Here is a 13035-nt window from a genome sequence, read left to right as displayed (position 1 = left end):
CTTCGACTCGAACTCGCTGTTCCGCCACAAGGACCTGCTGGAGCTGCGCGACGAGACCGAAGAGGATCCGATGGAGCTCGAGGCGTCGAAGTACGACCTCGCCTATATCAAGCTCGACGGCGACATCGGCTGCATGGTCAACGGCGCCGGCCTGGCGATGGCGACGATGGACATCATCAAGCTGAACGGCATGTTCCCGGCCAACTTCCTCGACGTCGGCGGCGGCGCGAACAAGGAGAAGGTCACCGCGGCGTTCAAGATCATCCTGAGCGATCCGGCGGTGAAGGGCATCCTGGTCAACATCTTCGGCGGCATCATGCGCTGCGACATCATCGCCGAGGGCATCGTCGCGGCCGCCAAGGAAGTGAACCTCGCAGTGCCGCTGGTCGTCCGACTCGAGGGCACCAACGTCCAGCAGGGCAAGGACATCCTGGCCAATTCCGGCCTGCCGATCGTCGCCGCCAACGACCTGGGCGACGCCGCCCAGAAGATCGTGGCGGAGGTCAAGAACGCGGCGTGAGCGACGCGGCCGCCTCGGCTGTGAAGACGGTCGAAGGCGGCTGCCGCTGCGGCCGCGTGCGGTTCCGGGTGACGGGCGATGCGCTCGTCACCATGGCCTGCCACTGCACCGGCTGCCAGCGCATGACCGCCAGCGCCTATTCGCTGAGCGGGCTTTACCCGGCGGAAGCGTTCGCGGTGATCGAGGGCACGCCGGTGATCGGTGGCCTGCATGGCCCCACCCGGCATTTCCACTGCGACCATTGCAAGAGCTGGCTGTTCACCCGACCCGAGGGCCTGGACGCCTTCGTGAATATCCGCAGCACGATGCTCGACGCCCCGATGTCCGCCCCGCCCCTCTTCGAGACCTTTACCGAGGAGGCGCTGCCCTGGGCCGCGACTGGCGCTTCGGTCAGCTATCCAAAATTTCCACCCCCGGAATCCTTCGGCACGCTGATGCAGGCGTACGCCGAATCGCTTGCGAGCGGTTGACGTTCGCGTAAACGTAACCCACTTGTTCAGGGGATAGCCCTGGCAGACAGGAAGGATGCGAATGAAGGTCTTGGTACCGGTCAAGCGCGTGCTTGATTACAATGTGAAGCCCCGTGTGAAAGCGGACGGGACGGGCGTCGATCTGGCGAACGTCAAGATGAGCATGAACCCCTTCGACGAGATCGCGATCGAGGAAGCGGTACGGCTGAAGGAGAAGGGCGCGGCGACCGAGATCGTCGTCGTCACCATCGGCGTCGCCAAGGCGGAAACCGATGTGCTGCTCACCGCGCGCGCCATGGGTGCCGATCGCGGCATCCTGATCCAGACCGATGACGAGATCGAGCCGCTGGCCGTCGCCAAGCTGCTCGCCAAGGTGGCGCAAGAGGAACAGCCCGGGCTGATCATCCTCGGCAAGCAGGCGATCGACGACGATTCGAACCAGACCGGCCAGATGCTCGCCGCGCTGCTCGGCTGGGCGCAGGGCACCTTCGCCTCGAAGGTCGAGATCGCCGGGGACCGCGTGCATGTGACGCGCGAGATCGACGGCGGTCTCGAGACCGTGGACCTCAAGCTCCCGGCGATCGTCACCACGGACCTGCGCCTCAACGAGCCGCGCTATGCGACGCTGCCGAATATCATGAAGGCGAAGACCAAGCCGGTCGCGAAGAAGACCGTCGCGGACTACGGCGTCGACGTCACCCCGCGCCTCAAGACGCTGAAGGTCGTCGAGCCGGCCAAGCGCCAGGCCGGCATCAAGGTGGGCTCGGTCGACGAACTGGTCGAGAAGCTCAAGGGCATGGGAGTCGCGTGATGAAGACGCTGGTTTGGGTCGAACACGACAATCAGAGCGTCAAGGACGCGACGCTCTCCACCGTCACCGCGGCGGCGAAGCTGGGTGAAGTGCACCTGCTCGTCGCCGGCAAGGGCGTTTCGGGCGTAGCGGAAGCTGCGGCGCAGATCGCCGGCGTGGGCAAGGTCCATGTCGCCGACGATGCGGCGTACGAGCATTTCCTCGCCGAGAACGTCGCGCCGCTGATCGCCCAGCTGATGGGCGATCATGACGCGGTGCTGTTCCCGGCGACGACCACGGGCAAGAACGTGGCGCCGCGCGTCGCCGCCGCGCTCGACGTGATGCAGATCTCGGACATCCTTTCGGTCGAGGGTGCGGATACCTTCACCCGGCCGATCTATGCCGGCAACGCGATCGCCACCGTGCAGACCAGCGACAAGAAGCTGGTGATCACCGTGCGCGGTACCGCCTTCGACAAGGCGGCGACGACCGGCGGCAGCGGCACGGTGGAAGCCGTGGCGGCGGCGGGCGACAAGGGCCTCTCCACCTTCGTCGGCGCCGAGATCGCCGCCTCGGAGCGTCCGGAGCTGACCAGCGCCAAGATCATCGTCTCGGGCGGCCGCGCGCTGGGCTCGTCGGAGCAGTTCCACGCGCTGATCGATCCGCTGGCCGACAAGCTGGGTGCCGCGGTCGGCGCCAGCCGCGCGGCAGTCGACGCAGGCTACGCGCCCAACGACTATCAGGTCGGCCAGACCGGCAAGATCGTGGCGCCGATGGTCTATGTCGCGGTCGGCATCTCGGGCGCCATCCAGCACCTCGCCGGCATGAAGGATTCGAAGACGATCGTCGCGATCAACAAGGACGAGGACGCCCCCATCTTCCAGGTGGCGGATATCGGCCTGGTCGGCGACCTGTTCACGATCGTCCCGGAGCTGACGAGCAAGCTCTGAGCGACGTGGCGCTCGATTTCGAACGCGATGGGGCGGCGCACCTTGCCGGTGCGGCCGCCCCTTTTCTTGCCCGCCTGCAGACGCTGGCGGCATCGCTGCCGGCGGACAAGGCCGGGCTGCGGCTGCACGGGGTGGAGGGGTTGCCCGCGCTGCTGGCGCCCGACGCGCTTGGGGCCGCCCCCGCCGAGCGGCTGGGCCCCGCCGCCCGCCCCGTCCGCGCCATTCTGTTCGACAAGAGCGCCGCGACCAATTGGGCGCTCGGCTGGCACCAGGACCGTACGATCGCCGTGCGGGCGCGGGTGGACGTGCCCGGCTATGGCCCCTGGTCGACCAAGCAGGGCCTGCTGCATGTCGAGCCGCCCTTCCCGCTGTTCGAGTCCATGGTGACGCTGCGCATCCACCTCGATGCCGTGCCCGCGGACAATGCCCCGCTGCTGATCGCGCCGGGTTCGCACCGGCTGGGCCGCGTGCCCGAAGCGGCGATTGCCGGCGCGGTCGCACGCTGCGGCACGGCACCCTGCCTTGCCGAGGCTGGCGACATCTGGATCTACCGCACCTCCATCCTCCACGCCTCGGCGGCGAGCACCGCCAACGCGCATCGCCGGGTGCTGCAGGTGGATTATGCCGCCGGTGCGCTACCAGGCGGGCTCGACTGGCTGGGCGTCTGAACGAGAAAGCCCGCCGGCGAGGAGGTCGCCGGCGGGCCAGGCCTCGCCCAAAAGGGGGATAGCGCGAGGCCTTTCGGCAGCGTCAGGGCATGAGGACGCTGTCGATCACGTGGATCACGCCGTTGGACTGGTTGACGTCGGCGATGGTGATCTTTGCCTTGCCGCCCTTGGCGTCCTGGATCCACCAGCCGCCCTTGGGGCCCTTCATGATCGTGATCGGCTCACCCTGCACGGTGGTCAGAGTCGCCTTGCCGCCATGCGCCTTGGCGTTGGCGGCGATCTGCGCCGCGTTCAACTTGCCGGCGACGACATGATAGGTGAGGATCTTGGTGAGCGTCGCCTTGTTCTCCGGCTTCACCAGCGTGTCGACGGTGCCGGCGGGCAGCTTGGCGAAGGCGGCATTCGTCGGTGCGAAGACGGTAAAGGGGCCGGGCCCCGACAGCGTTTCCACCAGCCCGGCTGCCTTTACGGCCGCGACCAGCGTCGTGTGATCCTTCGAGTTCACCGCGTTTTCGACGATGTTCTTGGTCGGGTACATCGCGGCACCGCCGACCATCGGATTTTTCTGCACGGCGGCAACGGCGCCCGTGGCGAGCAGGGCGGCACCGAGAATACCGGTGAGCGAGGCGAGACTGGACTTGCGCGTCATCTTCTAGCTTCCTCTTGCTACACACCCCTGTTTCCGAGGTGCGTGGAAGCTACGGGGCGATCGGCGCCCCGGATGCAGCCCATTTGCGGGAATTCTACAGAATCGTGATTTTTCCTGCCGCCACTGGCGGGCCGCTGGGGCCCGCATGGGGGGCGTTTGCAGGCTCTTCCATCGTGATCGCCAGCGTTGCCCCTTCGGTGAGCAGCGCGCGATGCCCAGGCGCCACGGCGACGTCGCGGCCGCCCCGGTTCGCCACCAGCCCCAGCGATACCGGCTTGCCGCCCGCCGGAATCACCCATAGTTCGGGCGCGAGCCGCGTGGCGGGCATCGCCTCGGTGCGGACGTGCAGCATCCCTTGGGCGGCGTCGTAGCGCGCGGCGAACACCGCGCCCTCGGTGCCCGTGATCTGGGCCACCACGGCTGGTTCGGGCGGCAGCACGACGGGTGCCGGAATCGGCCGCAGCAGCAGGATCACAAGCAGGGCCGCCGCAGCGGCGCTCGCGGCAACCGCCAGCGCGCGCCAGCGCCGCAGCGCAAGCACCAGGTTCCGGCTATCGGCGGCGGGCAGTCGCCCGGCGATGCGATCCCACAGCGACGGGTCGATCGCGGCCTCGGGTACATCCTGGGCTAGCGATGCGAAATCGAGCGCCCACCGCTCCACGGCGGCGGCGAAGGCCGGATCGGCCAACTGGCGGCGGCGGGCGGCGGCCAGCTCCTCGCCTTCCAGCAGCCCGAGCGCGAGTTCGGCCGCCAGCACGGATTCCGCATCGTCGGGCAGCAAGGGATCAGCCATCGCCCAGGCATCCCCGGAGCTGCAACAGCCCCCGCCGGATCCAGCTTTTCATCGTGCCCAACGGCACTGCCGCCGCCTGCGCCAGTTCCGGATAGGAGCGGCCATTGAAGAATGCGGCACGGATTGCGCCTTGCTGCTTTTCGTCAAGGGCCTCGATGCACGCGAAAATCCGGGCACGCGTTTCCGCCGCCTCGATCAGCGCATCGGCGGAAGTGCCACCATCGGGCACCTCCAGCGCGGCCTCGAACGGTGCCGACTCGCCCGGTCCGCGCGTGCGGCGCCAATCGATCGCGCTGTTGCGGGCGATCACGCAAAGCCAGGTGATCGGGCTTGCCCGCGTGGGATCGAAGCGCCCTGCCCGGTCCCAGACCTTCAGAAACACGTCCTGCATCACATCCTCCGCCGCCTCGCGGTCCTGGCAGATACGCAGGCAGACGCCCATCAGCTTCGCCGCTGTCAGATCATAGACGGTTTTGAGCGCCGCACGGTCGCCTTGCGCGACATCGGCCAGGGCTCGGGCCAGCCGCAAGCGTGCGCCATCGCCGGCAGAAGGAGTGGAGGAAGCCACGAGCGGCAGGTGTAACGACTAATCGCGGCGGGGCAAGCGGTTGCCGGCATGGCTGGACGAAGCGCGGGCGAACTGGCTAGGTCGGTGGTGGACGAAGGGATCGCAGGAGCAAGGGGTGCCTACAAACTGGGTTCGATCGATGGCGCTGCCCGTGGTGGCGGTGATCCTGGCCCTGCTGTGCTTCCGCGTCTTCCTTCCTTTTCTCGATGAGATTCTGTGGAGCATCGTCGGGACGATCCTGTTTCTTCCCGTGAAGCGCTGGTATCTCGCGCGTGGCCCGGGGCAGGAAAACCGTGCCGCGCTGGTGGCGCTGGCGGCGATGTCGGTCACGCTGCTGCTGCCGGTGACGCTGTTGGTGGCGGTTGCGGTCGATCAGCTCGGCGGGCTCTATCAGGGCCTGGCATCCGGCCGTTTCAATCCCGCGTCCGCGCTGGAAAACGCCGTGCTCCACCTGCCGGATAGCATCCGCGCGCTGCTCGCCCGTGCCGGCCTGGGGGATTTCGAGGCGATTCAGGCGCGGGTGGTTGCCGGCCTGGGCCGGGGGATTCCCACCTTCGCCAACCAGGCGCTGGCGTTTGGCGGCGGGGTGCTGAACCTCCTCCTGTCGCTGATCGTGATCCTGTATCTCAGCTTCTTCTTCCTGCGCGACGGGGAGAAGCTCGTGCGGCGCTTTGCGGTCCTCGCGCCGATCGATGCAGGCTATCAGGCGGTGATCGTCGCCACCTTCGTCATGATGGTCCGCGCCACCGTCAAAGGCGGCATCCTCGTGGCGCTTGCCCAGGGCGCGGTGGGCGCGGTGGTGTTGGCGCTGCTGGGCATCGAAAGCTGGCTGTTGCTGGGATTGGTGATGGCGGTGGCGGCGCTGCTGCCTGCGGTCGGGACCGGGCTGGTGTGGGTGCCGGTCGCGCTTTATCTGTTTGCCGTCGGCCAGCCGATACAGGCCGTCATCCTGATCCTGGCTGGACTGTTCGTGATCGGCATGGTCGATAACGTCCTGCGGCCGATCCTGATCGGCTCCGAAACCAAGATGCCCGATTTCATCGTGCTGCTGTCGACGCTGGGCGGGGTGGAGGCGTTCGGCTTTGAAGGATTGCTCGTCGGCCCGCTGGTCGCGGCGCTGGCGCAGGCGGTGTTCACGCGCCTGCTCGACCGGCCGGAGCCGCCGGAGCCCGCCGCCACCTGACCGCGCTTGCAGGCCGCGCATCCGCGGTTGCAGCGAAGCGTCGTTGACGCTGCACTGCAGCAAACCCATTTGCGCCGCGTGCACGCCCCCCTTCCCCGCTCCGCCGCCCGCTCGCCCGGGCTGGTTCATTTCGCGCTCGCCATGGGCGGCTTCGCGATCGGGACTACCGAATTCGCGACGATGAGCCTGGTGCCCTATTTCTCCAAAGGCCTGGGCATCGACGAGCCGACTGCCGGCCATGTCATCAGCGCCTATGCGCTGGGCGTCGTCGTGGGGGCGCCGTTGCTGGCGGTGGCGGCCGCGAAATGGTCGCGGCGGACGCTGCTGATCGCCCTGATGGCGAGCTTCGCGCTGTTCAACGCGTTGAGCGCGCTGGCACCGACCTATCACTGGATGCTGTTGTTCCGCTTCCTCAGCGGCCTGCCCCACGGCGCCTATTTCGGCATCGCCGCGCTCGTGGCGGCGGCGCTGGTGCCCTATGACCAGCGTTCGCAGGCGGTGGGGCGGGTGATGCTCGGCCTCGCCGTCTCGACCGTACTCGGGGTGCCGGCGGCCAATTGGCTGGGCCAGGCGGTGGGCTGGCGCTGGGGCTTCGCGGTGGTCGCGGCGCTGGCGCTGTTGACGGTGGTGCTGGTCGTCTGGCTCGCGCCCAAGGACCGGCCGGAGCAGGGGGCGAGCCCCTTGCGCGAGCTCAGCGCGCTGGCGAACGGGCAGGTCTGGCTCACCCTCGGCGTCAGCGCGATCGGCTTTGGCGGGCTGTTCTGCGTCTACACCTATGTCGCCTCGACGCTGATGCACGTCACCGGCACCCCGGCCTGGGGCGTGCCGCTGGTGCTGGCGATCTTCGGGCTGGGGATGATCGGCGGCAACATCGTGGTGCCGCGCTTCGCCGATCGCGCGCTGATGCCGACCGGCGCGGCGCTGTTGATCGCCAGTGCCGTCGCGCTGTCACTCTATCCGCTGGCGGCGCATTCGCTGGTATGGATTTCGATCGACGTGTTCGCGATCGGTTTCGCCGGCGCGCTGGGGCCGGTGCTGCAGACGCGGCTGATGGACGTGGCGGGTGAGGCGCAGGCGCTGGCCGCCGCGCTCAACCATAGCGCGTTCAACACCGCCAATGCGCTCGGCCCCTGGCTGGGCGGCCTTGCGATCGCGGCCGGTTACGGCTGGACGTCGACCGGCTGGGTCGGCGCGTTGCTGGCGCTGGGCGGGCTGGCGATTTTGGGCGTGGCGGTGCTGGCGGACCGCAGGACCGCGTAACCCACCAGCGCCGACAGGATCGAGCCGAGCAGCACGCCGAGCTTCACTTCGTCGACCAACAGTTCGTTGCCGGGGAAGGCAAGGCCGCCGATGAACAGGCTCATCGTGAAGCCGATGCCGGCGAGCAGCGACGCGCCGTAGATCTGAGTCCAGTTCGCATGGGCTGGGCGGCAGGCGAAGCCGCTCCTGTCGGCGATCCAGATGCTGCCGAAAATGCCGATCTGCTTGCCGAAGAACAGGCCCAGCGCGATCGCCAGCGGCAGCGGCTCCAGAAGGATGCTCCAGCGCATCCCCGCCAACGACACGCCGGCGTTGGCGAAGCCGAATACCGGCACGATGAAAAAGGCGGATATCGGGTGCAGCGCATGTTCCAGGCGGTGCAGCGGCGAATCGTGCGCGTCCGGCGCGCCCGGCGTCTTGCGGATCGGCACCATCATCGCGGCGAGCACGCCGGCAACGGTCGCATGTACGCCCGACAGGAACACGAAATACCATAGCAGCACGGCCAGCAGCAGATAGATCCACAACCGGTGCACGCCGCTGCGGTTGAGCACATACATCACCGCCAGCACCAGCGCGGCCAGCCCCAGCGCCAGCGAGTTGATGCTGTCGGTATAGGCGACCGCGATCACTGCCACGGCGCCCATATCGTCGACGATGGCCACCGTGGTCAGGAACAGCTTGAGGGAGGCTGGCGCACGCTTGCCGAGGATCGCCAGCACGCCGATCGCAAAGGCGATATCGGTCGCGGCGGGAATCGCCCAGCCGTTGGTGAGGCCGGGCACGCCGCTGGTGACTGCCAGATAGATGACCGCCGGCACCACCATGCCGGCCGCCGCCGCGACGACCGGCAGGCGCCGGTGCTGCCAGCTGGCCAGCCGTCCGTCGACGAACTCGCGCTTGATCTCCAGCCCCACCATCAGGAAGAACACTGCCATCAGCGCATCGTTGATCCACAGATGCACCGTCATCGGGCCGTAGATCGGGCTGATGACCGGCCCTGTTTCCAGGTGCAGCAAGTGGAAATATTCCGCCGACGTCCCCGGCAGATTGGCCACCAGCATCGCCAGCGCCGCTGCGGCAATCAGCACGATGCCCCCGGCCGCCTCGCTCTGCAGGAACGCGCGGAGTGCCGATGCCGGCCGTTTGCGGATAGCCGCGGTCATGTCGTTCCCCTTGTTCCTCTCCCCGACGCCCGAGGCGTCAGGTCGCCCGTGCCAGCGCCTCCGCGATCAGCTTGCGGCTGTTCGCGATGCCGTAGAGCGCGATGAAGCTGCCCATGCGGGGTCCCTGCTCGGAGCCGAGCAGCGTCTCGTACAGCGCCTTGAACCAGTCGCGGAGATTCTCGAAGCCGCCGGTCTTGCCGATCTCGTACACTTGGTCCTGGATCGCCTCGGCGGTGGCATCGGCCGGCAGTGCGGCAAGCTCGGCGTCGAGCCGCAGCAAGGCCTCGATTTCCACACCCACCGGCGCCCGCTTCTGGAGCGTCGGGGCAACGAAATCGCGGGCATAGGCAAGTGCATAGCCGATCAGACGGTCGAGCGCCGGATAGGTTTCCGGGTTCGCGTCCGGGACATAATTCGTCAGATAGCCCCAGACCTGCTCCTTGCTCGCTTCGCCCATCACGCCGACCAGGTTGAGCAGCAGCCCGAAGGTGACCGGCAGCGTCTCCGCCGGCGGCTCGCCATTGTGGATGTGATGGACCGGGTTGCCGAGCTTCTGCTCGATCGGCTGCCCGGCATAGTTGCCGCGGAACTGCCAATATTCGTCGATCGCGCGCGGGATCACGCCCAGGTGCAGCTGCTTGGCCTTTTTCGGCTCGCGATAGGCGTAGAAGGCGATGCTCTCTTCGGGGCCATAAGTCAGCCACTGCTCGAGGCTGAGGCCGTTGCCCTTGGACTTGGAGATCTTCTCGCCCTTCTCGTCGAGGAACATCTCGTAGTTGAAGCCTTCGGGCGGGCGGCCGCCGAGCACGCGGGCGATCTTGCCCGACTGGGTGACCGAGTCGATCAGGTCCTTGCCCGCCATCTCGTAATCGACGTCGAGCGCGACCCAGCGCATCGCCCAGTCGACCTTCCACTGGAGCTTGGCCTTGCCGCCGAGCACGCTCTGCACGATCCGCTCGCCCTCGTCCTCGAAGGCGATCAGACCCGCTTCGGCGTCGACCACCTCGACCGGCACCTGCAGCACGATGCCCGACTTCGGGCTGATCGGCAGTACCGGCGAATAGGTCGCCTGGCGCTCGGCGCGGAGCGTCGGCAGCATCACGTCCATGATGCCCTGATACTGGCGCAACACCTGCTTCAGCGCCGCGTCGAAGCGGCCGCCGGTATAATAGTCGGTCGAGGAGGCGAACTCATAGTCGAAGCCGAACTGGTCGAGGAATTCGCGCAGCCGCGCATTGTTGTGGTGCGCGAAGCTTTCGTACTTCCCGAACGGATCGGGCACCTGGGTCAGCGGCTTGCCGAGATGGTCGCGCAGCATGTCTTGGTTCGGCACATTGTCCGGCACCTTGCGCAGCCCGTCCATGTCGTCGCTGAACGCGATCAGGCGGGTGGGGACGTCGCACAGGCTCTCGAAGGCGCGGCGGACCATGGTGGTGCGCAGCACTTCGTTGAACGTGCCGATATGCGGGAGCCCCGAGGGACCATAGCCGGTCTCGAACAGCACATGGCCTTTCTCCGGCGCGCCACCCGATGCGATCTGCGGATAGCGTTTGAGCAGCTTGCGCGCCTCTTCATAGGGCCAGGCCTTGGAGACGAGCGCAGCGGCGCGGAGTTCGGGGGTGACGTTGCTCATAGTCCCCTGCCTCTGCCGTTTTCGCAGCCGGGATGCAATTCCTACGGTCCTCCCCCGCCAGGGGGAGGTGGCGCGCGACGCGCGACGGAGGGGGCGGTAAGCGACACGCGGACCGTCGTGCGTCCTCCCCCTCCGAGCCGCTGCGCAGCCCACCTCCCCCTGGCGGGGGAGGATCCCGGTCAGAGGCCCAGGCCCACCGCGCTCCAATAGGTGATCCCCGCCGCGACATAGGCGAGCGCGAACAGATAGCCGATCATGAAGGCCGGCCATTTCCAGCCATTGGTCTCGCGCCGGGTGACCGCGATGGTCGAGATGCATTGCGGCGCGAACACGAACCACATCAGGAAGGCGAGCGCGCTCGGCAGGCTCCAATGCGCCTGAAGCTGCTGCGTGATCGACGCCTTGCCCTTGTCGTCATCGGCATTGTCGATCGCATAGACGGTGCCGATCGCCGCGACCGCGACTTCGCGGGCGGCCATCGCCGGGATCAGCGCCAGCGCCATGTCGCGGTTGAAGCCGATCGGCGCCACGATCGTCTGGAGGCCGTTGCCGATTCGCCCGGCGATCGAATAATCGACCTTCGAGATGCCGCTGCCTTCGGGCGGCTTGGGGAAGCTCAGCAGCGCCCACAGGATCACGGTGGTGTAGAGGATGATCGTGCCGGCACGCTTGAGGAAGATCAGCGCGCGCTGCCATAGGCCCAGCAACACGTCGCGCAGCCGCGGCCACTGATATTTGGGCATCTCCATCATGAAGCCGGAGGTCGCGCCCCTGGTCACGGTCCGCCGCAGCACCAGCGCCGCGCAGAACGCTCCGACGACGCCGAGGACATAGAGCGCGAACAGCACCAGCCCCTGCAACCCGATGCCGGGCAGCAGTGCCCGATCGGGGATCAGCGCGCCGATGATGATGGTATAGACGGGCAATCGCGCCGAACAGGTCATCAGCGGCGCGATCAGGATCGTCGTAAGGCGATCCTTCTCGTCGGCGATGGTGCGCGTCGCCATGATCCCCGGCACCGCGCAGGCGAAGCTGGAAAGCAGCGGGATGAAAGCGCGACCCGAAAGCCCCACGCTCGCCATCACCCGGTCCATCAGGAAGGCGGCGCGGACCATGTATCCGGTCGCTTCCAGCACCAGGATGAACACGAACAGGATTAGGATCTGCGGCAGGAACACCACCACGGCGCCGACACCGGCGATCACGCCATCGATGATCAGCGATCGGAGCACCCCATCGGGCAGCGCGGCGCCGATCTCGCTGCCGAGCCAGGCCATGCCGTCCTCGATCAGCCCCTTCGGCACCTCCGACCAGGCGAAAACCGCTTGGAACATCAGAAACATGGTGGCCAGCAGGATCAACGGCCCGGCCACCGGATGCAGGAACAGCGCATCGAGCCGGTGCGTCCAGCGTCGGGCGGCGGTTTCGGACAGGGTTACGGCGGTGGCGATCTGCCGGGCGCGGCGCTGGAGCAGGACGATATCGTGTTGCACGCCCGCCGAAGGGCGGATCTTCGCTACGCCCTTCACCATCTCGGCCATGCGCGCCTTCAGCGCATCGAGCCCGCGGCGGCGCACGGCGACGGTGGCGACCACCGGCACGCCCAGCTCGCGCTCCAGCGCTTCCGGGTCGAGCTTCAGGCCGTCGCGTTCGGCCAGGTCGACCATGTTGAGCGCCACCACGATCGGCAGGCCCAGCGCGATCAGCTGCAACGTGAAGCGGAGATGGTTGTCGAGATTGGAAGCGTCGACCACGGTCAGGATCGCATCGGGCAGCCGCTCGCCCTGCTGGCGGCCGAGCAGCACATCGCGCGTCACCTGCTCGTCGGGACTGGCGGGATCGAGGCTGTAGGCGCCGGGCAGGTCGATCAGTTCGATCGGCCGGCCATCGGGCAGCGCCATGCGGCCGGAATGGCGCTCCACCGTCACGCCAGGATAATTGCCCACCTTCTGGCGCGCGCCCGTCAGCGCATTGAACAAAGCGCTCTTGCCGGCATTCGGATTGCCGACCAGCGCGACCAGCGGGGTTGCGTTCATGCGGCTTCCGCCGGCAGCGCGACGTGGATCGTGGCGGCGACATGTCGGCGCAGCGCCACGGTCATGCGGCCGATGCGGCAGGCGAGCGGCCCCCCGAACAGGCCGGAGCGGCGCAGCAGTTCCACCTCCACGCCTTCATCCAGGCCCAGCTCGCGCAGTCGGCGCGCTTCCGGTTCGGCCAGGCGATCCCACTCGACCTTGGCGACCGTGCCGATGGCATGGGGGCGCAGTTGCGCGAGGTGAATGGGCACGGAAATCGCAGCGGGAACGTCCATGCTGCGAGCGATTATCAATTACGCGGTCCCATGGCTAGTGCCTGTGCAACGGCCGACATGCTCTATGGCGCGCG

The 13035-nt window shown here is 67.6% G+C and carries 13 protein-coding genes and 1 pseudogene; 7 read left to right on the top strand and 7 right to left on the bottom strand.

Going from position 1 to position 13035, the window contains the following annotated elements:
• The 5 genes and pseudogenes from sucC to DD559_RS01920 form a co-directional block, all read left to right on the top strand.
• Window positions 1-520: pseudogene (sucC, locus tag DD559_RS20030) on the top strand (succinate--CoA ligase subunit beta); the annotation flags it as partial.
• Window positions 517-990, top strand: a complete 474-nt coding sequence (locus DD559_RS01935) for a GFA family protein (RefSeq protein ID WP_116467702.1) — start codon at window positions 517-519, stop codon at window positions 988-990. The pseudogene sucC and the gene DD559_RS01935, both read left to right, overlap by 4 nt.
• A gap of 61 nt (window positions 991-1051) precedes the next feature.
• Window positions 1052-1801 (top strand): electron transfer flavoprotein subunit beta/FixA family protein, encoded by a 750-nt coding sequence (locus DD559_RS01930; RefSeq protein WP_116467701.1) that lies wholly within the window; start codon window positions 1052-1054, stop codon window positions 1799-1801.
• A complete protein-coding gene (locus tag DD559_RS01925) occupies window positions 1801-2730 on the top strand; it encodes an electron transfer flavoprotein subunit alpha/FixB family protein (protein WP_116467700.1) in 930 nt (309 codons plus the stop codon). The genes DD559_RS01930 and DD559_RS01925 overlap by 1 nt, the downstream gene beginning before the upstream one ends.
• 5 nt (window positions 2731-2735) lie before the next feature.
• A complete protein-coding gene (locus DD559_RS01920) occupies window positions 2736-3398 on the top strand; it encodes a phytanoyl-CoA dioxygenase family protein (protein WP_116467699.1) in 663 nt (220 codons plus the stop codon).
• 82 nt (window positions 3399-3480) lie between these two features.
• On the opposite strand, the gene DD559_RS01915 is transcribed toward DD559_RS01920, so the two are convergent.
• The 3 genes from DD559_RS01915 to DD559_RS01905 form a co-directional block, all read right to left on the bottom strand.
• Complete coding sequence (locus DD559_RS01915) at window positions 3481-4047, bottom strand: fasciclin domain-containing protein (protein ID WP_116467698.1); 567 nt, start codon at window positions 4045-4047, stop codon at window positions 3481-3483.
• Window positions 4048-4141: 94 nt separating this feature from the next.
• Entirely contained in the window at window positions 4142-4840 is a 699-nt protein-coding gene (locus DD559_RS01910) for an anti-sigma factor (RefSeq protein ID WP_116467697.1), read from the bottom strand.
• Window positions 4833-5408 (bottom strand): sigma-70 family RNA polymerase sigma factor, encoded by a 576-nt coding sequence (locus DD559_RS01905; RefSeq protein ID WP_116467696.1) that lies wholly within the window; start codon window positions 5406-5408, stop codon window positions 4833-4835. Before DD559_RS01905 ends, DD559_RS01910 begins: the two co-directional genes overlap by 8 nt.
• Window positions 5409-5547: 139 nt before the next feature.
• Here DD559_RS01905 and DD559_RS01900 point away from each other — a divergent pair, with 139 nt between their 5' ends.
• Window positions 5548-6591, top strand: coding sequence for an AI-2E family transporter (locus DD559_RS01900; protein WP_116467695.1), 1044 nt, complete (start codon window positions 5548-5550; stop codon window positions 6589-6591).
• Between the two features lie 141 nt (window positions 6592-6732).
• Entirely contained in the window at window positions 6733-7851 is a 1119-nt protein-coding gene (locus tag DD559_RS01895) for an MFS transporter (RefSeq protein WP_116467694.1), read from the top strand.
• Here the strand turns inward: DD559_RS01895 and nhaA are convergent.
• The 4 genes from nhaA to DD559_RS01875 form a co-directional block, all read right to left on the bottom strand.
• A complete protein-coding gene (nhaA, locus tag DD559_RS01890; protein WP_206364420.1) occupies window positions 7752-9017 on the bottom strand; it encodes a Na+/H+ antiporter NhaA in 1266 nt (421 codons plus the stop codon). The two genes, DD559_RS01895 and nhaA, sit on opposite strands and share 100 nt — an antisense overlap.
• A 37-nt stretch (window positions 9018-9054) precedes the next feature.
• A complete protein-coding gene (locus tag DD559_RS01885) occupies window positions 9055-10650 on the bottom strand; it encodes a lysine--tRNA ligase (protein WP_116467693.1) in 1596 nt (531 codons plus the stop codon).
• A gap of 179 nt (window positions 10651-10829) precedes the next feature.
• Complete coding sequence (feoB, locus tag DD559_RS01880; protein WP_116467692.1) at window positions 10830-12686, bottom strand: ferrous iron transporter B; 1857 nt, start codon at window positions 12684-12686, stop codon at window positions 10830-10832.
• A complete protein-coding gene (locus tag DD559_RS01875; protein ID WP_165830950.1) occupies window positions 12683-12961 on the bottom strand; it encodes a FeoA family protein in 279 nt (92 codons plus the stop codon). The genes feoB and DD559_RS01875 overlap by 4 nt, the downstream gene beginning before the upstream one ends.
• Window positions 12962-13035: the final 74 nt, after the last annotated feature.

The sequence above is a fragment of the Sphingomonas pokkalii genome (genome assembly GCF_003096275.1).
Classification (GTDB): Bacteria; Pseudomonadota; Alphaproteobacteria; order Sphingomonadales; family Sphingomonadaceae; genus Sphingomonas; species Sphingomonas pokkalii.
The sequence above is the reverse complement of the archived record's forward strand: the minus strand, read 5'-3'. Positions and strand labels throughout refer to the sequence as shown.